This window comes from uncultured Microbacterium sp., from assembly GCF_947488465.1.
Lineage (GTDB): Bacteria > Actinomycetota > Actinomycetes > Actinomycetales > Microbacteriaceae > Microbacterium.
The window spans coordinates 25,594-48,188 of the sequence record NZ_CANKZA010000004.1 but is presented as its reverse complement, the minus strand read 5'-3'; the positions used below and the strand labels follow the sequence as shown (position 1 = coordinate 48,188).

The 22,595-nt window shown below is 67.8% G+C and carries 22 protein-coding genes; 14 read left to right on the top strand and 8 right to left on the bottom strand.

The genetic code is table 11. The features are described 5' to 3' along the window. Positions 1-21 precede the first annotated feature (21 nt). The gene (locus Q0653_RS09780; RefSeq protein ID WP_298944427.1) at positions 22-636 is read left to right on the top strand and encodes a polysaccharide deacetylase family protein; all 615 of its coding nucleotides are present in this window, start codon (positions 22-24) and stop codon (positions 634-636) included. Here the strand turns inward: Q0653_RS09780 and Q0653_RS09775 are convergent. Beyond that, positions 620-1,837 carry a glycosyltransferase family 4 protein gene (locus tag Q0653_RS09775; protein ID WP_298944426.1) on the bottom strand — a complete coding sequence of 406 codons (1,218 nt, stop codon included), beginning with the start codon at positions 1,835-1,837 and terminating at the stop codon, positions 620-622. The two genes, Q0653_RS09780 and Q0653_RS09775, sit on opposite strands and share 17 nt — an antisense overlap. Positions 1,838-1,995: 158 nt before the next feature. Then, complete coding sequence (locus Q0653_RS09770; protein ID WP_298944425.1) at positions 1,996-3,213, bottom strand: glycosyltransferase; 1,218 nt, start codon at positions 3,211-3,213, stop codon at positions 1,996-1,998. 144 nt (positions 3,214-3,357) lie between these two features. On the opposite strand from Q0653_RS09770, the gene Q0653_RS09765 reads away from it, so the two are divergent. The 4 genes from Q0653_RS09765 to Q0653_RS09750 all read left to right on the top strand — a co-directional run bounded on the left by Q0653_RS09765 (position 3,358) and on the right by Q0653_RS09750 (position 8,009). Continuing rightward, positions 3,358-5,040 carry a DUF4082 domain-containing protein gene (locus tag Q0653_RS09765; RefSeq protein ID WP_298944424.1) on the top strand — a complete coding sequence of 561 codons (1,683 nt, stop codon included), beginning with the start codon at positions 3,358-3,360 and terminating at the stop codon, positions 5,038-5,040. A gap of 108 nt (positions 5,041-5,148) precedes the next feature. Beyond that, on the top strand, positions 5,149-5,823 hold the full coding sequence (locus tag Q0653_RS09760) for a hypothetical protein (RefSeq protein ID WP_298944423.1): 675 nt from the start codon (positions 5,149-5,151) through the stop codon (positions 5,821-5,823). Between the two features lie 3 nt (positions 5,824-5,826). After that, positions 5,827-6,576: a hypothetical protein gene (locus Q0653_RS09755; protein ID WP_298944422.1), complete on the top strand. Its 750-nt coding sequence runs from the start codon at positions 5,827-5,829 to the stop codon at positions 6,574-6,576. Between the two features lie 353 nt (positions 6,577-6,929). Continuing rightward, positions 6,930-8,009, top strand: coding sequence for an O-antigen ligase family protein (locus Q0653_RS09750; protein ID WP_298944421.1), 1,080 nt, complete (start codon positions 6,930-6,932; stop codon positions 8,007-8,009). A 43-nt stretch (positions 8,010-8,052) separates the two neighbouring features. Here Q0653_RS09750 and Q0653_RS09745 read toward each other — a convergent pair whose 3' ends face one another. Both Q0653_RS09745 and Q0653_RS09740 read right to left on the bottom strand, forming a co-directional pair. Beyond that, positions 8,053-8,955: a DUF6492 family protein gene (locus Q0653_RS09745; protein ID WP_298944420.1), complete on the bottom strand. Its 903-nt coding sequence runs from the start codon at positions 8,953-8,955 to the stop codon at positions 8,053-8,055. Further along, positions 8,952-9,965 (bottom strand): glycosyltransferase family 2 protein, encoded by a 1,014-nt coding sequence (locus tag Q0653_RS09740; RefSeq protein WP_298944419.1) that lies wholly within the window; start codon positions 9,963-9,965, stop codon positions 8,952-8,954. The genes Q0653_RS09745 and Q0653_RS09740 overlap by 4 nt, the downstream gene beginning before the upstream one ends. 59 nt (positions 9,966-10,024) lie before the next feature. Here Q0653_RS09740 and Q0653_RS09735 point away from each other — a divergent pair, with 59 nt between their 5' ends. Continuing rightward, a complete protein-coding gene (locus tag Q0653_RS09735; RefSeq protein WP_298944418.1) occupies positions 10,025-10,450 on the top strand; it encodes a VanZ family protein in 426 nt (141 codons plus the stop codon). Positions 10,451-10,461: 11 nt separating this feature from the next. Here Q0653_RS09735 and Q0653_RS09730 read toward each other — a convergent pair whose 3' ends face one another. The 4 genes from Q0653_RS09730 to Q0653_RS09715 form a co-directional block, all read right to left on the bottom strand. Further along, positions 10,462-11,475: a hypothetical protein gene (locus Q0653_RS09730; protein WP_298944417.1), complete on the bottom strand. Its 1,014-nt coding sequence runs from the start codon at positions 11,473-11,475 to the stop codon at positions 10,462-10,464. Beyond that, on the bottom strand, positions 11,472-12,737 hold the full coding sequence (locus tag Q0653_RS09725; protein WP_298944416.1) for an MFS transporter: 1,266 nt from the start codon (positions 12,735-12,737) through the stop codon (positions 11,472-11,474). The genes Q0653_RS09730 and Q0653_RS09725 overlap by 4 nt, the downstream gene beginning before the upstream one ends. Positions 12,738-12,739: 2 nt before the next feature. Beyond that, on the bottom strand, positions 12,740-13,081 hold the full coding sequence (locus Q0653_RS09720) for a hypothetical protein (RefSeq protein WP_298944415.1): 342 nt from the start codon (positions 13,079-13,081) through the stop codon (positions 12,740-12,742). Between the two features lie 711 nt (positions 13,082-13,792). Then, positions 13,793-15,217: a sugar transferase gene (locus Q0653_RS09715; RefSeq protein WP_298944414.1), complete on the bottom strand. Its 1,425-nt coding sequence runs from the start codon at positions 15,215-15,217 to the stop codon at positions 13,793-13,795. Positions 15,218-15,809: 592 nt separating this feature from the next. Between Q0653_RS09715 and glmS the strand changes: the two genes are divergently transcribed. The 8 genes from glmS to Q0653_RS09675 all read left to right on the top strand — a co-directional run bounded on the left by glmS (position 15,810) and on the right by Q0653_RS09675 (position 22,594). Continuing rightward, positions 15,810-17,660 (top strand): glutamine--fructose-6-phosphate transaminase (isomerizing), encoded by a 1,851-nt coding sequence (gene glmS, locus Q0653_RS09710; protein ID WP_298944413.1) that lies wholly within the window; start codon positions 15,810-15,812, stop codon positions 17,658-17,660. A gap of 131 nt (positions 17,661-17,791) precedes the next feature. Then, complete coding sequence (locus Q0653_RS09705) at positions 17,792-18,148, top strand: holo-ACP synthase (RefSeq protein WP_298944412.1); 357 nt, start codon at positions 17,792-17,794, stop codon at positions 18,146-18,148. After that, the gene (gene alr / locus Q0653_RS09700; protein ID WP_298944411.1) at positions 18,145-19,269 is read left to right on the top strand and encodes an alanine racemase; all 1,125 of its coding nucleotides are present in this window, start codon (positions 18,145-18,147) and stop codon (positions 19,267-19,269) included. The genes Q0653_RS09705 and alr overlap by 4 nt, the downstream gene beginning before the upstream one ends. A 115-nt stretch (positions 19,270-19,384) precedes the next feature. Continuing rightward, positions 19,385-19,888, top strand: coding sequence for a tRNA (adenosine(37)-N6)-threonylcarbamoyltransferase complex ATPase subunit type 1 TsaE (gene tsaE / locus Q0653_RS09695; protein WP_298944410.1), 504 nt, complete (start codon positions 19,385-19,387; stop codon positions 19,886-19,888). Between the two features lie 25 nt (positions 19,889-19,913). Further along, positions 19,914-20,582: a tRNA (adenosine(37)-N6)-threonylcarbamoyltransferase complex dimerization subunit type 1 TsaB gene (tsaB, locus tag Q0653_RS09690; RefSeq protein WP_298944409.1), complete on the top strand. Its 669-nt coding sequence runs from the start codon at positions 19,914-19,916 to the stop codon at positions 20,580-20,582. Beyond that, entirely contained in the window at positions 20,579-21,067 is a 489-nt protein-coding gene (gene rimI / locus Q0653_RS09685) for a ribosomal protein S18-alanine N-acetyltransferase (RefSeq protein WP_298944408.1), read from the top strand. The genes tsaB and rimI overlap by 4 nt, the downstream gene beginning before the upstream one ends. 52 nt (positions 21,068-21,119) lie before the next feature. Then, complete coding sequence (gene tsaD / locus Q0653_RS09680; RefSeq protein ID WP_298744310.1) at positions 21,120-22,175, top strand: tRNA (adenosine(37)-N6)-threonylcarbamoyltransferase complex transferase subunit TsaD; 1,056 nt, start codon at positions 21,120-21,122, stop codon at positions 22,173-22,175. Next, positions 22,172-22,594 (top strand): hypothetical protein, encoded by a 423-nt coding sequence (locus Q0653_RS09675; RefSeq protein ID WP_298944407.1) that lies wholly within the window; start codon positions 22,172-22,174, stop codon positions 22,592-22,594. The genes tsaD and Q0653_RS09675 overlap by 4 nt, the downstream gene beginning before the upstream one ends. The last annotated feature ends 1 nt before the right edge of the window (position 22,595 follow it).

Below are 22,595 nucleotides of genomic sequence, written 5' to 3'. Positions count from 1 at the left end.
TTTCACGGAGTGGGCACCTGCATGAACGAGCGGGAGCCGGGCGAAGCACAGTACTGGATGCCGCAGTCGGAGTTTCTGCGTGTGCTCGATGTCGTCGCCGGCAGTGACGGCGTCGAACTCAGCTTCGACGACGGCAATCGGACGGACGTCGACGTTGCCCTTCCTGCCCTGCGTGAGCGAAATCTGCGCGCGACGTTCTTTCCACTCGCCGGCCGACTGGACGATCCGATGAGCCTCGGCCGGGACGACCTACATGAACTGCGCGCACACGGCATGACGATCGGCAGTCATGGGTGGGATCACGTACCCTGGCGCCGTCTGGGTCCTGATGCTGTCCGCCGCGAGTTCGACGAGGCCAGGACAGTGCTCGCCGACGTCGCGGGCGCGCCGATCGACCTCATCGCCGCGCCCCTCGGCCTCTACGAACGGGCGACGATCCGTGAGGTGCGCGCGCGCGGCTATCGGGCGCTGTACACGAGCGATCGACTGCCCGCTCGGCCGGGGACCTGGTTCCAGCCGCGCTACAGCGTGACGGCCGCCGACACCGCGGTGACGGTCGAGGGCATCATCGGTCACCGATCGCGGGCGCGGGAGATCCGAAACGCCCTCGCGTCGCAGGTCAAACGTCGCCGATAGCGACGTGCGCATCGCGCGCTTCGCGCAGGGCATCCGCGTGACCGCCGATCATCTCCGCAGTGCTCGTGCGGATCGCTGGCGGAACCCGTCGCTCCGGGTCGGCGCGTACGCGGCTCGCGACCGCCGCGAGCGCCTTGGCGAGATCGGCCCGGTTGGACTGATGCCGAGAGTGTCGCCGCGCTGAGACGACACGCGCATCGGTGACCGACCCGGCGTCCCCGACGGCGTTCGGGATGAGCACGGATCGCTCGCCATCGAATGCGATGAGCTCGGCCGCACCCCCGACCTCGCTGAGTACCAGCGGCATCCCAGACGCGGCGGCTTCGGTGGCCGCCACGGCCCACCCCTCGAAGAACGAGTTCAGGAGGAAGACATCGGCGGCCAGGAGCAGGGTGCTTGCGTGGGAGTTGCCGAGCAAGTGAACGCGGTCGCCGTGCGCACTGCTGAGTCGAATCGCGTCGGCGCGCCGCAGTTCCGCCCAATCGGAGGGGTCGCCGGCATAGACCAGGCGCGCGCCGGTGAGGCCTGATTCCACCGCGTGCAGGAAGGAAGCCACTGTGCCCGCGACGTTCTTCTGCGAGTCGTAGCGCGCGAGGCACGCGAAGACGACATCGTCACGGAGGGGCGTGTTCACGGCCGCGGCGAGTGCATTACGAGCGGTGTCCCGTTCCCGCGGGTGGCCGGCGGTCTCCGCGGTCGCGCCGTTGGGAACGACACGGATGCGGGTGGCGATCTCTGCGGGCACGTGCCGGATGTGGAACTCGCGGACGGTTTCGCTGACCGCCACACCCGTGACGGATCGACTCAGCAGTTCGCGGAAGGTGATCCAGCGACGCCGAGTGAAGTGGATCTCCGTGTTGTGCATGACGGTTACGAGCGGCAGATCGCTCTCGATCGCGCAGCGCTCCAGATGATCGGGAGCACTGTGGAGCGCGATGACGTCCACGCCGCGTAGCGCGTCGACGGCCTCCTGCGCGGATGCCGCGCAGCGCACCTCCACGCCGTGCGCACGTAACCGCGCTGCTCGTGCGCCGTCTCCGGGGCACACCACGATGGGTCGTACGCCGTAACGCGGAAGTCCCCGCGCGAGTGTCTCGATGACCGCGCCGATGCCCCCGACATCCAGATGGTCGGTGACGAGCGCGCCCGTGAGGTCTGCCGGCACCGAAAGGGTGTCCACGGCCTCGCGTCCGGCGGGCATCCTTTCTATCGCAGGGAGCGTGGGCAGCGGGCGGCTGAAGATCTTGGTGGTCACCCGATGGACGTAGCCATAACGGATGCGGGGCGGTAGGAGATCGGTGAGGGTTACGACCGCGCCGAATCCTCTTGCTGCCAATCCCGCACCCCGGTGCGCGCCTCTCACGCGGGGCTCGACGACGCTTGTGCCGGCTTGCGGGATCCCGCCCACCCGGCGAACGGGCGGCTACGGCGGGTCGACCACAGAGGCTGGAGTGTGGGGGCGGAGGCGCCGACGAGCACCCAGACGCCCGTTTCGCGCGTGTGCCCGATCACGTGCGGGTATGGACCCAGTGGGCCGAGGAGGGAGATAGCGGATCGAGTGGGCGCGGTGATCAGGAGGAGTTCGCCTGCCGCGCGGTTACGGATCGCCTCGCGTGCGACCTGCGCCGTCCCGGTCGCGGCGGAGAACGATCGGCCATACCTTGAGAGACCATCGGCCGCCGTGGGAGCGCCGTCGTCGACCAGATCCACCACCCGCAGGGACGTCATCCCCGCGCGATCCATCGCCTCATCGACGACAAGCCGCACGTCGGCGAGGACGACGGTACTTGTCGGTGCGACCTTGGCCACCGCGCGGGCTTCGAGTGACTCGCGCCACCAGATTCCGGCATTCCGGATGCGCCGGCGTAACAGCGTGGTGCGCTTCGGCGCCCGGTCGCCGTGGATGGTGCCGCACGTCGTCTGAATAGGCAGGAGACGTGGATAGATCTCTCCCACCCGATGGTGAGCGAGGTCAAGATCCTTCAGGTTCGTCGTGAGGCTGTTGTGCGTGAGGGGTGCCTCGAGCGCCACGGCCCGCAGGCCCGCGTGCCGTGACCGCGCACAGTATTCGACTCCGTACGCGTGCCACGCCAGAAGCGGATCCTCGCTCAGCGGTTCGCTCAGAATACGGTCACGGCTCACGATCAGAAGGACCTCGTCGAGAGTGTCGACGTCGAGTGGCTCGAGCGCCACTTTCCCGATCGGTACGACGCGGTCACGGATGCGGCCGAGGATGTGGTGGCGCGCGTCGATGCCGACCGCCCCCGCAACGCCGATGTCCGGGCGTGTCAGAAGGACGGCTGCCGCCCGTTCGAGGGCGATGAGCGAGTGAAGGACGACATCCTGGTGCACGAAAACCACGACATCGTTGCGTGCGCGCTGTGCCCCCTCGTTGAGTGCACCTCCGGCGGTCGAGAACGCGTTGTTGCGGTTGTCGATCGGGAGGAACTCGGTCGCCGGCGCTGAGTCGAGTAGCTCGCGGATGGAGCGAGCGAGACAACTCTCCAGCACCTCCGGATCGTTGTACACGCAGACGATCGAGACGGGCACCTTCGTCTCTTCAGCGGTCTCTTGCACGCTTCACCCCCATGACGCGACGGGGTCCCCATGCCCCTCCTCGAATCCTAGCGGGACCGCATTAGTTTCTGTTCATGTGGTGAATGCGGCCAGAAAGCCCGAACTAGCATCGGCGGTAGTTGCCCGAAACTGTCTGGACGTGATATGTCATCCCGTAGTCAACGCCGCCACGCAGCGGCGCGTTCCTTTCGCACCCGCCTCGCCGTCATCGTCGCCGGGGTCCTCAGCCTCACGGCCCTCGTCGCCGTACCCAGCGTCGCATCCGCATCAAGCACCGTCGGGATCTTCGCCGACGATCTGAAACCCAGCAGGAGTGCCACCCACTCCCGGTCGGCGGTGGAACTCGGAGTTGCCTTCACGCCCCGGAGCGACGGCACCGTCACCGCGTTGCAGTACTACCAGGGCCGCTCCGCATCGGGCGTCACCCAGGCTACCCTGTGGTCTGAGGGTGGCACCGTCCTTGCACGCGCTACCTTCGATGCGTCGAGGACCGTCGGCTGGCGGACGGTGTCGCTGACGGCGCCGGTGGCGCTGAAGGCGGGCGAGACCTACACCGCGTCGTACTACGCGCCGCAGGGCCGTTACCCGGTCACAAAGCGCGACCTCACATCGTTCCGCACGCAGAATGGATTCGCGCTCTCGCGCGGGGCGGGCGTGTACCGGCACGGTGAGAGCGGCTTTCCGCAGAGGTCCGCTCGCGGATCGAACTTCCTGGTGGACATCGTTTACCGCCCGACCTCGAAACCGGTAGTAACCTCGAAGCCGGCTGCCACGCCGAAGCCGACGGCGACCTCGCAGCCGATTGCGCCGCCGAAGCCGACGTCGACCTCCGCTCCCGAGCCGACGGCGACTCCGACCGTCACCGCGGCTCCGAAGCCGACGGCAACCACGGCTCCCGCTCCGAAGCCGACGGCGACTCCGTCGCCAACGGCCACGCCGAAGCCGACTCCAGCTCCGACCGCGCCTCCGACCGTCGGTGCTCAGCTCAACTGCATCACCGTTCCGAGCGCCTGCGGATATCCCGACGAGACGAACACCGGCGTCTCGCCCGGTGCAGTGCTCATCAACGTCCCTCAGGATGCGACGAGTGGTCCCGGCTGGACTTACCGGTCGGACATCCGCGCGATCCAGACCACGGGTGACAACGCGACCATCCAGAATGTGCGGTTGGTCGGCGGTCTGATTCTCGTGCAACACAAGGGTGTGACGGTGCGCGATGTGTATCTCGAATCGGGTGGATATTACCCCATCGACTGCGACTACGCGGGCGCGACGCGTGCGGCGCACAGCTGCCTCGGCCTGACTGTCGAGAACACCGAGATTGCCGGCCAAGGGGCCGATTGTGCGGTAGGCCTTGCTTTCAACGGTTACACGGCGCGGCGCGTGTACGTGCACGGGTGCCAGGACGGCTTCCGCGCCGATTCGGACGTTCTCATTGAAGACAGCTACGTCACCGCGCTCGCCTACTCCCCGGAGTCGCGTCCCGGTGCGGGCGATGAATCACACAATGACGGCCTCCAGACGACCGCATCCGGCAATGTCACTGTGCGGCACACCACGTTCAAGCTCGGCAATCAGTCGAACGTCAACTCTGTCTTTCAAGTCGGAGTACAGGGACGAACGGGCAAAGGCCTCACGATCGAGTCGAACCTGATCGACGGCGGAGCCTGGATGATCAACGACTCGAACAGCCCCGTGCAGGGAGTCTTGGTCAAAGACAACCGCTTCACCCACCGGGCGGCTTACGGTATCGGCTACATCGCAGGCGGGTCGTGGGTCGGGAACCGCTGGGATGACACGTTCACGCTGATCCCGGCCAACGGCTGAGTCTGGACCCGCCACGCCTCACCCGCGTGTGATCATTCAGGCACACCGGAGAAATTCCGACTACCCTGTCGATCACGTGCGGGGGAGCGCGGTGGGGAGGTGGCTGTCATGACAGTGGGAGAGATTCTCAGCGTGGTCGCACGACGCTGGTATACCTCTGCTGTCGCGATCGTTCTCGCGACCCTGTGCACGATGGCGATGGTGCACGACTCCGGCACGTACGCGACGCGCACGGTGATCGAGTTCCGCTGGCCGGGTGCCTCGCGGATCGAGCCGCTCAACGGGTTCGTGGATGAGAGTGTCATCTCCTTCGTGGGCCTTGTCGCGCGGCAGGTCAACGACGGGCATGAACCCCAGCGCTATTCGACCGAGGAAGCGCCGCTTTACGGCGCGGGGCGGCGTGAGGCAGATTTCGTCGAGGCTGCTTTCGTCGGAAGTCAGTTCACCACGGCGTACCCGAATGCGGCCATCGAAGTGCAGGTCATCGGGCGCGACGAGGACGATGTGAGAGTGCGCCAGGTGGCACTCGTCGATGAGGTGCTCCGCACGGCGGTTCAGCTGCAGGCAGATGCCGGCGCACAGCGAAGTGACTTCATCGAGCAGGAAGTCCGGCCGCTGTCGGCCGCGATCGACTACATCACGCCTTCCCGGCTGAGTCAGACAACGGCATTCGGCGCAATGGTCGCCGCCGGCGTGATCGTTGGCGTCGGTAGCGCGCTCCTTTGGGAACGTTCGACGGTGCGTCGTCGCCGGCGCACCACACGGAATGAAAAGAGAGCGTGAACAATGAAGCCTGCTGAAACTCTGGGGCGGTTGCTCCGCAGGTGGTACATCGTCGTCCCGGGTCTGATGCTGGCGGCTATCGCTGCCGTTGGTGCATGGAACTTTGTCGGCCCCGAGTACGAGCGTTCCGGTACGCAGATGCTTCTCCCGGGCGAGGGCAATCTTCCCGAAGGGGTGACCAATCCCTTTCTCTTCATCGGTGGACTCGCTCTCCCCGCGGACGTCATCGTGCAATCGGTGAGTGGGCAGGGCGCACTCACTGACGTACTTGCAGACCACCCGGGCGCAGAAGTCGTGATTCAACGCGCACCGGGGTCCGCTCCGGTGATCAAGACCACCGTCACGTATCCAGACGACGTAGGAGCTGCGCGCGCCCTCCAGCTGGTGATGGCACATACGGTGGCCACGCTGGAGGAGCTGCAATCGACCGAGGGCGTCGCACTGGACTCGCGCATCGAGATTGCGACCCTCACAGTCGACAATGAGAGCACACTGCTTCAGCGCACCCGCATGGTCGTTGCGGCGGTCGTCGGTCTCGGTGTTGTGGTGGTTGTGCTCGTCTTCGCCGCTCTCATCGACGGGTCAGTGCGACGCCGACCGCGCCGCACTCGCCGTCGGATCCGTCCATCGACGGATGCGGCGGATCCCGCCGAGTCCCCGTCGGATCAGACGCAGTCGATGATCGATGCGACCGAGTCGACCGTCGACGAACCTGAGCTCAACGACAGTGAGACGAAAACCGTCGCTAGATGAGCATGCCGCATCGAGCGCCCGTCCCGGCCCTTCACCATGTCGGGGTTGCCGGAAAGCTGCCCTGGGATTCCGTCCACCTCGTGATGGTGTACGTCGTATTGCTTTTCGCTGTGCCCTCTTACGCAACAATCGGGAGCCTGGGCTCGTACGGACGTCCTTCGTTTGTGTGGGGGCTCCTGATGCTGGGCTTTTGGATACTGTCGCGGCTCCAGATCCGCAGCGTCGATGTCGCCAGCGTTTCTCAACCGATACGTGTCGCGTACGTGGTTTTGCTCGTGATTGCTCTCGTCAGTTTCGCCGCGGCGATGCTTCGTGGTCAGCCGGGAGATCAGGTGAGTCCTCTGATCTCCTCTTTGCTCCGTCTTCTGTCCTTGGGCGGTGTGCTTCTTGTCATCCTCGACGGGGTGCGCACGCTCCGCGACCTGACGAGATTGATGCGATTCGTGGCCGCGGGCGCCGCGCTCCTCGGTGTGCTCGCGCTTCTTCAAAATCTGACCGGCCAGACCCTTCTCGATTTTTGGGGCAGTATCCCGGGCATTACCCTCGGAGACGGCGGCGTTGTGGAACGCGGGGGTCGGACGAGAGCCGCTGCGACTGCGCTGCATCCGCTTGAGTTCGGCACTGTGCTTAACGGTGCACTGCCGTTGTGCGTGGCGGCGGCACTCTCCGGAGGATTCCGTGGCGGGCGCTCGTGGCGAACAGCACTGATGTGGTGGGCAGCGAGTGTGCTCCTGGCACTCATGGCGCTGATGAGCGTGTCCCGTTCCGCTATCGTCGGATTGGCTGTCGCGGTCGCGCTGACGATCCCGATGGTGCCTGTCAAATATCGAACGTGGGTGATCCTTTCGGGATGCGTGGTCGTCGCGGGACTCATTGCCGTCGTCCCCGGGCTCGCGGGCACCACGTTCGGGCTATTCGCGAGTAGCGACGGGAGCACCCTGTCGCGGACGGGTGCTCTCGCCCGGCTTCCAGAATTCGTCTCGGCATCGCCGCTTGTCGGGATCGGGTTCGGTCTGTTCCTCCCGCGCTATTACATATTCGACAACGGGTGGGCAGGGCTCGCCATCGAGCTGGGACTGCTCGGTGTAGCAGCATTCGCGCTCCTCATCGCGTCGGCGGTCTGGAGCGCATGGCGGGCAGCGAACGTCGACACCCGCAGCGAGCTACGGCTCAGCGGCCGGGCACTAGCGGCGTCGGTGATCACCGCCGCCGTCGTCCTCTCCTTCTTCGACGGACTGTCGTTCGCGATGTCCGCGGGATTCTTGTTCGTCATGATCGGACTGTGCGCCGCATCCCGCACGGTCGCGAGTGCGGATGCGACGTGGATCGATCGTGGGCCGACATCTGCGGTCGAGTTCGGAGACAACGAGGACAAGGACGCCATGAACTACGTCAGCCGCCCCGCGATCACAGACTTTCGGCGCAGGCACTAGTCACCGAGGCGAAGCGGAACGCGGACAGTCGGGTCACATCCCCTCATCTCTTCGTGGCCGCTTCTTCGGCGATGAAGCGAAGGACCGCGTCATCAGTCGACGTGTTCGACTGCACGTGCACGGCGATGTCGTCGTCATCCAATGCCTGGACGAAGAGGTGTGCGGTCGCCATCGTGAGGGGGGTCGGCCCCCAATGGCTGTGACTCAGGCTCCGGTCGCTGACGAACGCACGTCGACTCGGCTCGGCCAGCGACATGACGTAGGTCCCGTAGGTGATGAACTCGGAGAAGTCGAGGCTTCCTCCGACGCAGTCCTGCCATCGCCGACCGGTGGTCGATTCGATCCGGGCGAGCAACGTGCGCACCAGAGCCGGATCCCAACTCACGATCCCGGCGATGTAATCGGGCGAGTCCGTCTCTGCCCGGTCGAGGCCCAGCAGGCTCAATGCCTTCGCCTGCTGCGTGCGATGGCGCGTCATGTCTGCCGTGATCCCGCCCGGGAGTCGGTACAGTCGGGCGACCCCGTCGTTGTCGCGGAACATCGATTCGTCGAGTCGCCCGACCAGCAGCACATCGGAGTCGATGATGACGGCGACGTCGGTGTCGAGTTCCGACACCAGGGCGAGCTTGACGATCTGCTGGAAGATCCAGCCGCGGATCGGGGGCCACGGATGCTGGACGTTCACTGCGGCGATACGCAATCCTCGCGGGATCCGCGGGATACGGGCGAGTCGTGTCGCGGCGACGAACCGTCGGGGCAGGACCTCCCGTTCGCTCAATACCTCGAGTCGCGGCGATCCGATCGACTCGAACAACGGCACGTCGATGTGCGGGACGACGACGATGTGCCGTGTAGTCGAATCGGTGTGCGCGACGACCGATGCGTGCAGCCGTGCGAACGTGGCCGCATCCGGCCGATGACTGGTCGTGACGATCGCCATGCTCATCGTGGTCCGCCTCCGTCGTGGTCGGGTCCGCCGGTCGACTTCTGCGCATGCGGAAGGCTCCGCCACGATCGCGGTGTTGCCACGGTGCGCAGGATCGCCCGATGCCGGGGATCGGAGCATCGCGTGATCTCGTTCAGCACGGCCGTGCCATGGAACAGGGTCGTCGTCAACCGGCCGTGGTGCTTTGCGAAGTAGCGGATGCGGTTCACCGCGAGCAATTGTTCGAGCGCGAGTGATGCGCCCGATCCGCCCTCCGAATGCCTCACGATCGCGGTCGGTTCGAACCAGGTCGCGTAACCGGCGTCGCGTGCGCGGCGGAAGTAGTCGGTCTCCTCGGAGTAGAGGAAGAACTGTTCATCCCATGTGCCGATCGCCGACGCGGCCTCACTGGAGATGAGGAGCGCCGCACCTGTCGCCCAGTCGATGGGATGCGCAACGGCATACGCGTCCGGCGCGAGCACCAGCTCGCTCAGATATCCCGGTCGGCGCCGTAGTCGTGAGCCGAACAATGCGTCGCCGAACGACCGCAACACGGAGGGTTCGCGGCGTAGCGAGATCGTGTCGTCGCCGGTGCCGTCCAGAATCAGCGGGACGACGATGCCGACACCGGGCTGGGTGAGACGCTCGCGCAGAGCAGCAATGGCGCCCGGGTTCACCACCAGATCTGGATTCAGTACCAGGACCGCATCCGCCTCGCCCGCGAAGGCCATTGCGGCGTTGATGCCGCCCGCATACCCGAGATTGCCGCCTGTATGAACGGCGATGACGTCGGCGTGCGCACGCGCGCGACCGAGGGTGTCGTCGGGGGAATCGTTGTCTGCAACGATGACACGCAGGCGGTGTGCGGAAGCTTCACTTCGTAGGGAGGTGAGGAGCCCGTCGACATCGGCTTCGTTGCGGTAGGTGACGGCGATGATGACCACATCGGCCTTTTCGCTAGACCCCACAAAGCGTCCGACGGGAATCGACTCGACCGAGTCTCGGGTGGTGTTGGACTCGCTCTGCGTCACGACGCATCCCTCACGATCTTCTTCGCGTCGCCGGCGCCTGGTCGTGCCAGAGTTGTCCCATGAGAGACCCTGCGAAGCCGGCGCCCGCGGTGTGGTGGGGGCTCGGCATCTACCTGGTCGGTATCGCCGTCGTGGTCTTCAGCCCGGTGTCCTACAGCGGGATCGTGGCGGCGATCGGCCGTTGGCTCCATGGTGACCTCGGCCTTGCGTTCTTCGGGTCGGGGTGGATCGAGTTCGCCGCGAACGTCATCATGTTCATTCCGCTGGGCCTGCTGCTCACGCTTCTGGTCCGTCACCATTTGGGCGGGGCTGCGATCGCGATCGCGCTGTCGGTCGGCGTGGAGCTCGTCCAGGTGTTGCTGCCCGCGCGAATGCCGAGCGTGCGCGATGTCGTCGCGAACGGACTCGGAGCCGCGATCGGTGCGGCGATCGCCTGGCTGGTCGTGCTGCGGCGTTCCCGAGCGGCGGCGCGTCGAGAGAGCTGAGGTGTCGTTCATCACCGCACCACCGCCGGCGACCAGGCATGTTCGATGAACACTGCGGAGTCGCCCGTCCCGTCGGCGGCGAGTGACCACACATCGGTATCGCCGGGAACGCCCTCACGCGGTATTCCATACAGAATCGTGTCGTCATCGAGCCATTCGATCTGGTCGTCGATGCTGCGCTGCTCCGGGAGAACCGTGATGTCGCCGGAGGCGATGTCGTAGATCGCGGGAGTCCAGTGCACGGTCGGCCCCGCGCCCGCTGTGACCCGCTTGAACGCGATGCGTGTTCCATCAGGGGAGAGCGAGGGGCACTCGACGTTCTCCGCAAGTGCGGTGAGGGTCCGAGTCGCGACATCGCCGCGGACGAGGTAGGTCGTGCCCTCCGTGGTGATCCCGGCGGTGGCATAGAACGACGCATCGTCGATGAAAGTGATGCCCCAGTAATTGCGATCGACGGGCGCACTCTCGCTGCCGTCGATGAGGAGGGTCCAGTCCTCGAGATTGCCGAGGTCCACCCCGGCATCGGTGTGGATCGTCGTCTCGGTCGAGAACCCGATTGTCGCGTACGAGTGCCCCGTGACGAAGGCCGTGGACGCGATGAGATCTCCGGCCGGCGAGATCCGTGTGCGGCTCGGAACGCCCGACAGCGCCCACGCGGATCTCTCCGCGCCGTCACCGTCGTACAGCGTCGCCGTGTATGTCGGTGTGATCCCCCGCACGATGCGCAGGCAGGAGATGAGGGCGTTGGTCGCGTCGATCCGGTCGCACGCGAGGTCGCTGACGGTGCGGGCCCCCGCCGGGTCGTCTCGAGGAACGGACGCGACGTGGCCGTACCCGGCGCCGGATGCGGTGCTGCGGAAGACGATGCGGTCGCCCGTGGCGGTAGCGGTGGTCGTCTCGACTTCGCTCGGTGCGGACTGGCGCGCCTGGAACTGTGCCCACGCGACGGCGCCGACCACTCCCGTGCTGCCGAGCGCGATGACCGAGATCACGATGACGAGAACCCAACGCACTCGCACGCTCACATCGCCACGCTGTCGTGCGGCTGCGGCGCGCCCAGAAGCGGCCGTAGGAGGATGGCGACGAGCGGGATCGCGACCGCCAGCACGATCGCGACGATGAGCATGGCGGGTTCCCTCCCGAGCGCGTACCAGAGGATGCCGAAGCCTGCGGCGGACGCGAAACGTGTCACGGCGATGACGGTCTGGGCGGTCCCGATAGCGGTCGCGCGTGACTCGGGCCCGTTCAGCTGCGAGACCAGTGCGGAGAGCACGCCGTCCGTCGCGGCGTAAAAGGCCCCGAGGAACACCAAGCAGAGAATCGTCGCGGCGATGTCGGCGAACGGCAAGGCGGCGACGACGTAGGCCGCCAGGAGCCCCACGTGGCCCCAGACGAACACACGCGCGCGCCCGACTCGGTCCGCGAGGCGGCCGAGCGGCACGGCCAACGCGAGAAAGGCGACATTCGTTCCGACATAGAGCAAAGGGAACCAGAGGGCCGCGAAATCGCTACGCGCCTGCAACACCAGGTAGACGAATCCGTCGCCGATCGTCACGAGCCCGAGGATGCCTGCGGCCGCGAGTACCCGTCGCATCGGACCGCGCACGATGCTCCGCCACGGCACTCGCGGGGGGCGCGTCCCGGCATCCTCACGACGACGGCGTCGCACGTTCGGGACGAGGAGCGCGAGTACTGCCACACCGATCACGGCGAACGCGAGCGAGGCGACGAAGACGATGTGGAACCCATCCGGAACGACCAGCAGAATCACGAAAGCGATGAGCGGGCCGAGGGCGGCGCCGATGTTGTCGAGCATCCGGTGGATGCCGAAGGATCGGCCGAGATACGCAGGATCCGACGTCGCAGTGATGAGCGCGTCGCGTGGCGCCGTGCGGATCCCCTTGCCGATCCGATCGGCGGTGATCACCGCCGAGAGCGCCGCGAAGCCCGACCAGAACAACAAGCCGACGCGGGCCACCGCTGCCAGTGCATAGCCGACGAAGGCGACCCACTTCGGCTGGTCGAGACGATCCGAGGCGTACCCGCCCGCGATGCGTACGACTGCGCTCACGCCTTGGTACATGCCGTCGAGCACGCCGAACGCGATCGTGGAGAGCCCGAGGAAGCCCGTGATGTACAGCGGTAAGATGGCCGACACGGATTCCGACGAGATGTCGGTGAGCATCGACACGATGCCGAGAGTGATGACCGTTGACGACACGGTCCGCACCCCACGCGGCGGATGGGGCGTCGTCGCAGCGGGGGAGTTGTCGAGTGAGATGTACACGGTCACTCCGTCCGCAACGTCGCGTACACCGCGTATACCGTGCCGGTGCCCGAGCCGTCGGTGAAGGCGAGGGTGATGGATGAGAACGGGCTGGCATAGGCGAGCGCGTCCTCGCCTCCGGCATCGGACAGCCCGAGTCCCGCCCAGAGGGATCGGTAATGGGCGGTGACGTCCTCCAGTGTCGCGTCCGTTCGCGCCGTGAGCGCAATCTGCATCACCGTTCCGCTCGAGGAGACAGAGCTCTCGATCACATCGGTTCCCGGGGCCGGCCCCGCTACGGCGATCGGGAATCCGGTCACGAGTTCGCCGCGCGCCGACGACGTCGCCGGCAGCGGGGCAGTCACCAGTGGCACCGCGACCGGGAGGGGCGGAAGACGGTCGGACGGCGCAGACTGATCTGCGGGCGGTTGGACCTCGCTGCCGTCGACGGGTGTTGCGTTCGGTGCCGGGCCGGCCGTGGTCGATGTCGATGTCGATGGCGTCGCCGCTTGCGGTGTGGTTGCTGGCGCGAAAAAGAGCATGAGCGTAGCCACGACTCCCGCCACCACGACCGCGCCTACCGCGGCGAGCGTCCAGCGCATCGCCGTGGACAGCTTCCCGGTCTGTGGACGCGCGTGCGCATCTGATCGTGTCCCCATTACACGTTCCCCCATTGACGACCGGGACGAACCCGATCTTTCCCCACCGACTTCTGCACAGCCCCCGTCCCCCGACGGAAAGCCCCCACGTGCAGTGCCTGTGGGCCGAGATTACCGCGCCGACCGCCGGAGCGGAACAGCTACCGCACAATTCGTCGCGAGATGTTCGACGCGCCCGCCCAAGGTGTGGGGAACCGGGCGGGCGCGCCGCTCATGTGGACTTCTCCTGCTGTCAGGGGAGAGCCGCGGCCGGCGCACAGCGAGGCAAGCGGGTGGCCTGTCCACCCGATACCTCATCGCCGGTCGTCCGGGCTCGAGCATGAGCCGCCACATCTGTGTCGCGTGCAGATCGTCGCGCCAGGCGACGCAAACTGCACGAGACGGGTTTCGGGTGCCGGTGCGCGACGCGCCCCCGCATCAGTACGCTCCCTTGGGCCGGACCATGACCGCAGCGGTCTGCAGCATGATCTTCAGATCGGCAGCGACCGACCAGTTCTCGACGTAGTGCAGGTCGAGGCGCACGCTCTGCTCCCAGGTGAGGTCGCTGCGGCCGCTGATCTGCCAGAGACCCGTGATCCCGGGCTGCACATAGAGCCGACGGATCATGTCGCGGTCGTAGTCGCGCACCTCGTCGGGGAGGGGCGGTCGAGGCCCGACGACGCTCATCTCGCCCATCAGGACGTTCCAGAATTGCGGCAACTCGTCGAGGGAGAACTTCCGGAGGATCGCGCCGACGCGCGTGACCCGGGGATCGTTCTTCAGCTTGAAGAGCGGACCGGATCCCTCGTTCTGAGCCGCGAGCTCCGCGCGGCGAGCCTCGGCATCCACCCCCATCGTGCGGAACTTGAGGATGTCGAACTCGCGACCATCGCGGCCGATGCGCCGCTGGCGGAAGAACACGCCGCCCGGCGAATCGAGCATGATCGCGAGGGCGATGAGCGGTGTGACCAGCCCGATCGGGATCAGTGCGAGGGCTGCGACGACGACGTCGAGCCGCCGCTTCGCTCGCATCGTCGGGCGGTCGAACCGGGGCAGGCTCACCCGGATGAGGGCGAGGCTCTGCGCGCGGTCGAAGCGGATGCGCGACTGCGCGACATCGGCCAGCCGCGTCGCGAGCACCAGGTCGGTGGCGGCTCCCTCGAGACTCCAGCTCAGCCGACGGACGTAGTCGGGATCGTCCGTCACGCCGCCGGCGACGACGACCGTCTCGATGCACTGATCGCGGGCGACCTGGGCGACGTCCACGCTTCCGCCCATGACGGTGAACGGCGTCCCGTCGACGGTCAGGGGTTCGAGTCCGCCGTCATCGACGACGACCACGCCGACGATGTCGTGGCCGGAGCGGCCGCCGCGGAGCGACTGAATGGTGTGGGCGATGCCGGCGCGACTGCCCACGATGAGCGTGCGCGAGGCGAGCGTCGCGTGCGAGGCCGGCCGTGAGGACCAGGCGTGCTGGGCGAGACGCGACGTCACGAGGATCGCCACACCCGCCGGGAGTGTGAGGGCGATGTGCGGGGCGAGGACCGGCCATCCGGTCACTCCTGCAACCACCGCCAAGGCCGCTGTCCCGATCGCCGCGGAGTGCAGGATCGGCCACAGCTCCAGCCGCTCACCGGCGCCGCGGCGGTGCGCCTCCCGGCGCAGAATATAGAGCGCGATCGTCCAGGCGGATGCCAGAACGATGGCGCTGTAGAGGACGGGCCCGGCGGCCGTAACGGCTCCGGTCGTCAGTTGGAGCGTGACGGTCGCTGCCGTCGCGGCGATGATGATCGCCGAGTCCAGGGCCCCCGAGCGCGCGTGGTGCCGCCGACGGTTGATGATCCGCTGTTCCAGCAGTGGCATCGCCCGAGGGGCACCCACGGCGCTGATCCCGCTCAGGGGAAGCGCCGGGGCGGTCATGTCCGCGGCCCGCGATCAGATGTTGATTGTCGTGATTCGACAGTGTGTGCACGCGAATGCGTACGGCAAAGCTTCCCCATTGCTGTTCCCCGTGTCCCCAGTTCGCAAGCTCGCGCCCGCAGTTCCCCCGTGCGGACCCCCGTCCGCATGTCGTCAGCCGTTCCGGCTCCCAAGCTGGCGTGTGTGCGGATTCCGACCCCTCGGTACCCGCCACCCCGAAGGCTGACGGGTTGAGTATTGCACGGCGTCCGCGCGGGGGGAAGAGTCGCCGCGCGATTTTCATGAATCGGCGCGCGTCCTTCGGTGGAACGGGTGCCATGTGAACGATAGAATCGACCCGTCCGCGTAATTCCCCCCGAGTTGCTCCCCGCAACGCTACGGCGACGACATCCCCCGGTGTCCCGCCGCGGGCACGTGGCGTGGGACCCCTGTGAGACGCCCTTCCCCAAAGGGCGTCAGTTCCAGGGGTCCCTTCTTCTTTCTTCCGACGTCGGCGCGACGGTCGGGGTGCCGGATGCCGCCTACGATGGTTTCCATGTGTGGAATCGTCGGATACGTCGGCCCGCGGCCGAGCCAGGACATCTTGATCTCGGGTCTCGCCCGCCTCGAATACCGTGGTTACGACTCGGCCGGTATCGCCGTGATCGACGGCGACGGTCAGCTCGGCCTCCGCAAGCGCGCGGGCAAGCTCCAGGTGCTGCGCGACGACCTCGCCGCCCACCCCATGGCCAACGGCACGACCGGCATCGGCCACACGCGCTGGGCCACCCACGGCGGCCCCAACGACGCGAACGCCCACCCCCATCTCGCCGATGACGGCAAGCTCGCCGTCATCCACAACGGGATCATCGAGAACTTCGCCGAGCTGAAGGACGAGCTCTCCAGCCAGGGCTACACCTTCCGCTCCGAGACCGACACCGAGGTCGCCGCCGTCCTCCTCGGCCGCGAGTTCGACGCATCCGGCGATCTCGTCGCAGCCTTCCGCGCCGTCGCTTCCCGCCTCGAGGGAGCATTCACCCTGCTCGCCGTCCACCAGGACCAGCCCGGCGTTGTCGTCGGCGCCCGCCGCAATTCGCCGCTCGTGATCGGCCTCGGCGAGGGCGAGAACTTCCTCGGATCCGACGTCGCCGCCTTCGTCGAACACACCCGCAACGCCCTGGCGATCGGCCAAGACCAGATCGTCGTGATCACGCCGTCGAGCGTCGAGGTCTCGACGTTCGACGGGACCCCCGTCGAGGCGGAACCCTTCGAGGTCGTGTGGGATGCCTCCGCCGCCGAGAAGGGTGGCTGGTCGTCCTTCATGGCGAAGGAGGTTTCGGAAGAGCCCGAAGCCGTCGCCAACACGATTCTCGGGCGCCTGCACGACGGGGCCGTTGTCATCCCGGAGCTTTCCGGCATGGACGAGCTGTTCGCCGGCATCCGTCGCATCATCATCGTCGCGTGCGGCACGGCCGCCTACGCCGGCCAGACCGGCAAATACGCCCTCGAGCAGTGGACGCGCGTGCCCGTCGATGTCGAGCTCGCGCATGAATTCCGCTACCGCGACCCGGTGATCGGCGAAGACACGCTCGTCGTCTCGATCAGCCAGTCCGGCGAGACGATGGACACGCTCATGGCCGTCAAGTACGCGCGTGAGCGCGGTGCGAAGACGCTCTCGATCTGCAACACGCAGGGGGCGACGATCCCGCGCGAGTCGGATGCTGTCGTCTACACCCACGCCGGACCCGAGGTCGCGGTCGCCTCGACGAAGGCCTTCGTCGCCCAGATCACCGCGCTGTACCTGCTGGCGTTGCACATCGGCCGCGTGCGGGGCGTGCTGTCGGCTGCCGAGTCGGCCGAGCACGTGCGTGAGCTCGAGGCGGTCCCCGACAAGATCTCTCGCGTTCTCGCCGAGGAGCAGACACACATCGAGCAGTTTTCGCGTTGGATGGCCGACACGCAGTCGGTGCTGTTCCTCGGCCGTCACGTCGGATACCCGATCGCGCTCGAGGGTGCGCTGAAGCTCAAAGAGATCAGCTACATCCACGCCGAGGGCTTCGCCGCCGGTGAGCTCAAGCACGGTCCGATCGCCCTGATCGAGCCCGGGCAGCCGGTGTTCGTGATCGTGCCGTCGCCGCGCGAATCGGCCGAACTGCACAAGAAGGTCGTCTCCAACATCCAGGAGATCCGCGCCCGTGGCGCCCGCGTCATCGTGGTCGCCGAAGAGGGTGATGCCGCCGTCCTCCCGTTCGCCGATGAGGTGCTGCGCATCCCGCTGGCCGGACCGTTCTTCGAGCCGCTGCTGGCCGTCGTCCCGCTGCACATCTTCGCGATGGGCCTCGCGACCGCGAAGGGCCTGGACGTCGACCAGCCCCGCAACCTCGCGAAGTCCGTCACCGTCGAGTAGCCGGCCCCCGCCCGCCCGCCCGCGAGCCGACACCCTTTCTGCGAGCCGACAGGCTGTGCGCGCGACGAGCGTGTCGGCTCGCGCGGAAGCTGTCGGCTCGCGCGGAAGTCCAGCGGCGATAGGCTGGCGGGATGATCGTGGGCATCGGCGTGGACCTCGTCGACATCCCGCGGTTCGAGCGCTCGATCGAGCGCACGCCGCGGTTGCTCGATCGGTTGTTCTCGCCCGCGGAGCGCGGCCTCCGGCCCCATTCGCTCGCGGCGCGCTACGCGGCCAAAGAGGCCTTGATCAAGGCCCTCGGCGGTTCGGACGGCGTGCACTGGACCGATATCGAAGTGGCGTCCGAGCCGAGCGGCAAGCCCGTGTTCGCCCTGTCCGGATCGACGGCTGCCGTCGTGGCCGCGCGCAGGATCAGCGCCTTGCACCTGTCGCTCTCGCACGATGCGGGTCTTGCCGCGGCCTATGTGATCGCGGAGTCGGCCGCATGAGCCCGATGCCGGCGGGAGTCCTCCGCGAAGCCGTCATCGACACGGGCGCGATCACCGCGAACGTGCGGCACCTGCGGCGTCTCACGGATGCCGAGGTCATCGCCGTGGTCAAAGCCGACGGCTATGGGCACGGCGCCGTCCGTTCGGCCGCCGCGGCCCTCGACGGCGGCGCCTCGCGCATTGGCGTGGCCGACATCGGCGAGGCGCTCGCGCTCCGGCGCGCCGGGATCGACGCGCCGGTGGTGGCCTGGTTGCACGCCCCGGAAACATCGTTCGTCGACGCGGCGGCGCAGGGGATCGAACTCGGGATCTCGAGCTTCGATCAGCTCCTCGCGGCCGCAGCGGCGGCATCCGCCGTGCGCGCCGTCGGCGTGCACCTGAAGGTCGAGACGGGGCTCGGCCGCAATGGGATCGCCCCCGCCGACTACGCCGTGGTCTTCGCTGAGGCGGCACGCCTCGAGCGGATCGGCAAGATCCGCGTCATCGGCATCTTCAGCCACCTCTCCAACACGACGCCCGAGGATGACCGCGCGTCGCTCGGCCGCTTCCGCGAGGCGCTCGCGCTCGCCGCGTCGCACGGGCTTGCCCCCCAGCTGCGACATCTCGCGGCGTCGCACGCCGCGATCGCCCTGCCGGAGGCGAGGCTCGGATGCGTGCGCCTCGGCATCTCGATCTACGGCCTCTCGCCCTTCACCGACCGGACCTCGGCCGAACTCGGGCTCCGGCCGGCGATGACGCTGCGCGCGCCGGTCGCGGCCGTGCGCCGCGTCCCCGCCGGGCAGGGCGTGTCCTACGGGTATCTGCACCGGACCGAGCGCGACACGACGCTCGCGCTGATCCCGCTGGGCTACGCGGATGGGGTTCCGCGCAACGCCTCGGGCGGTGCGGCGGTGCGGATCGGCGGGTCGACGTTCCCCGTCGCCGGACGGATCGCGATGGACCAGTTCGTAGTCGATGTCGGCGATACCCCCGTCACGGTGGGAGATGAGGCCGTCCTTTTCGGCGACCCGACGCTCGGGATGCCGCCGGTCGAAGCCTGGGCCGACGCGGCCGGCACCATCAACTACGAGATCGTCACGCGGATCGGTCCCCGCGTCCCGCGTCGGCAGGTGGCGCAATGACCGGGCGTTCCGTCTACAGGACAATCGGTGAGCGCCGGACCGACCTTTCGCGTGATTGCGGGGGTCGCGCCGCGCTCGTTGACCACATCTCCTGTACAGCGAACGGCGTGGCGCAATGACCGGGCTGGATGCGTTCCTGGGGGAGCGCGAGATCACCTCGGCTGAGGAGATGGAGACGCTCGGCCGCGAGATCGGCGCCGCCCTCACGGCGGGCGACCTCGTCGTGCTCACGGGCCCGCTCGGGGCCGGAAAGACCACACTCACCCGCGGGATCGGGGAAGGGCTCGGCGTACGGGGACCGATTCAGAGCCCGACGTTCGTGATCGCGCGGACACATCCGTCTCTCCGCGGAGGGCCGTCGCTCGTCCACGTCGATGCGTATCGGCTCGGCACCGACGGCGAGCTCGATGACCTCGACATCGACTTCGCCCGCTCGGTAGTCATCGCCGAATGGGCGGCACCCTTCGCCGCCGCGGTCGCCCACACGTGGTGGGAGATCGAGATCGATCGGGGCTGGAGTGGCACGGGGCTCGATACCGCGTGCGGCACCGGCGGCCCGCACATCGCCGACATGGAGGATGCCGCGCCGCGGCGCGTCCGCGTCTCGCGCCGACCGTGAGCCACCGCCCGGATACCCTGGAGAGGTGATCCTCAGCATCGACACCTCCCTCGGCACGGCCGTCGCCGTAGTCGAGGCAGATGGAGTGGTCCGCGCCGAGGTGTCGAGCGACAATCCCCTCGGGCATGCCGAGGTGATCGGCGTGCTGCTGCGAGAGGCCCTCGCCGACGCGGCGCACGGCGCGATCGGCGCGACCGTGGCCGCCGCACCGGTCGAGGTGACACATGTCGCCACCGGCATGGGGCCCGGGCCCTTCACCGGCCTGCGGGTCGGGATCGCCGCCGGGCGGGCGTTCGCCCTCGGTCGGGCGCTACCCGTGATCCCGGTGCCGAGCCACGATGCCGCCGCCCTCGCGATCCTGCTGGCCGACCCGTTCGCCGAGATGCCGCGGTTCGGGGTCGTGACCGATGCGCGTCGGCGCGAGTTCGCCTACTCGATCTACGAGGGCCTCGACGACGACGGCCTCCCGATCCGGGTCGTGGGTGCCGCCTTGACCCCCCGCGATCAGATCGATGTGGTGCTCGCCGAGCACGGTGCTGCGCGCCGCGATGTGACGGCGATCCCGGCGGCGATGATCGGTCTGGTCGCTGCCCGCGCGCTCGCCGCCAGCCGCGACCTCACCGGCCCCGAGCCGCTGTATCTTCGTGCGCCGGATGTCACGTTGCCGTCGGCGCCCAAGCGGGTGGGGACATGAGTCTGCGCGACGCGACGACGGAAGACCTCGCCGCCATCATGGACCTCGAGCGCACGTCTTTTCCGACGGATGCCTGGAGTGACGCGATGATGCGCGACGAGCTCGCTTCGCCTCACAGTCACTACCTGGTCCTCGAGGAGGCCGGCCTGTTCCTCGGGTATGGCGGTGTGCGTGCCGTTCAGGGCGGAGCCGACGCCGATATCCAGACCATCGCGATCGCCGTGACAGCTCGAGGGCGCGGCCGAGGTCGTGAGCTGCTCACGGCGTTGCTCCGCGCCGCTCGCGAGCGCGGCGCGCGCGAGGTCTTCCTGGAGGTGCGCGCCGACAATCCGGTCGCGACAGCCCTCTACGCCTCGGAGGGGTTCCTCGAGATCGCCCGCCGCCCGCGGTACTACCAGCCCGACGATGTGGATGCCGTGGTCATGAAGCTCGACCTGGTCGGATGGGCAGCCCGCGCCGCCGCGGATGCAGGGGTGTGCTCATGATCGCGTGCGAGAAGCAGGCTTCGATCCCTGTGAGCCACACGGAGGCCACGACATGAGCCGCGACGAACCCCTGGTTCTGGGGATCGAGACCAGTTGTGACGAAACCGGCATCGGAATCGTCCGCGGACGGACCTTGCTCAGCAACACGATCGCCAGTTCGATGGACGAGCACGCCCGCTACGGCGGCGTCGTGCCCGAAGTCGCGGCGCGCGCGCACCTCGAGGCGCTGCAGCCGGCGATCGAGGCGGCTGTGGCCGAAGCCGGGATCCGGCTCGGAGACCTGGATGCCGTCGCCGTCACGAGCGGCCCGGGCCTCGCGGGCGCGCTGATGGTCGGCGTCGGCGCAGCCAAGGCGCTCGCTGTCAGCCTCGACAAGCCGCTCTACGCCGTGAACCACCTCGTAGGCCATATCGCCGCGGACCTCCTTACCGGCGAGGAGGTCGAGTACCCGACCGTCGCCCTGCTCGTCAGCGGTGGGCACACCTCCCTCCTCCTCGTCCGCGACCTCGTCAGCGATGTCGAGATGCTCGGCGAGACGATGGACGATGCCGCCGGCGAAGCGTTCGACAAGATTGCACGAATCCTCGGACTGCCCTACCCGGGCGGTCCCGAGATCGACCGCGTCGCCGCGACCGGCAACCCGGACGCCATCCGTTTCCCGCGCGGCCTCTCCCGCGCATCCGACATGGCCACTCGCCGGTACGACTTCTCGTTCTCGGGGCTGAAGACCGCGGTCGCCCGCTGGGTCGAGCAGCACGAAGCCGACGGGGTCGACATCGCCGATGTGGCCGCGTCGTTCCGCGAAGCCGTCGTCGATGTGCTCGTGACGAAAGCACTGGATGCGTGTGCCCGCCACGATGTTCCCCGTCTGCTGCTCGGCGGGGGAGTGATCGCCAACCGGCGCCTGCGCGACGTCGCGCTCGAACGCGCCGCGGCCGCCGGAGTCGCCGTCCGCATCCCTCCGCTCAGCCTCTGCACCGATAACGGCGCGATGATCGCGGCGCTCGCGTCCGAGCTCATCCGCAGCGGGCGGCCGGCATCCACGCTTGCCTTCGGCGCGGACTCCACCCTTCCGGTCACCGAGATCCAGGTGGCGGTGCAGGCGTGAACGAGGAGCAGAAGATTCCCCGCGTCGAGGCGCCGTCCGAAGCCGTCGCAGCGGTGTCGGCCGACTCGGCGTTGCCGGGCGAGCACCGCGGCGGATTCCACCGCCCGATGACCGAGCCCGTCCCCATCACCGAATCCACCCACGTCGTCGACGTCCAGTGGGCACCGGTGGCGGCGCCGCTGCCGCGTAGCGCCGCATGGGCGCTCACGTTCGCGATCCTCGGTCTGATCGTGTCGTTCCTGGTCGGCTGGGGATTCCTCATCGGGCTCGTCGGTGCGGGCCTCGCCGTCGTCGCGCTGCGGCGGCCGTGGGAATCGCGCAGCACATCCGTCTGGGCGCTGTGCCTCAGTCTGCTGTCGGTCCTCTACAGCGCCGGGTGGCTCTGGTGGGCCTCGACGCAAGGCCCGCTCTTCGGCTGAA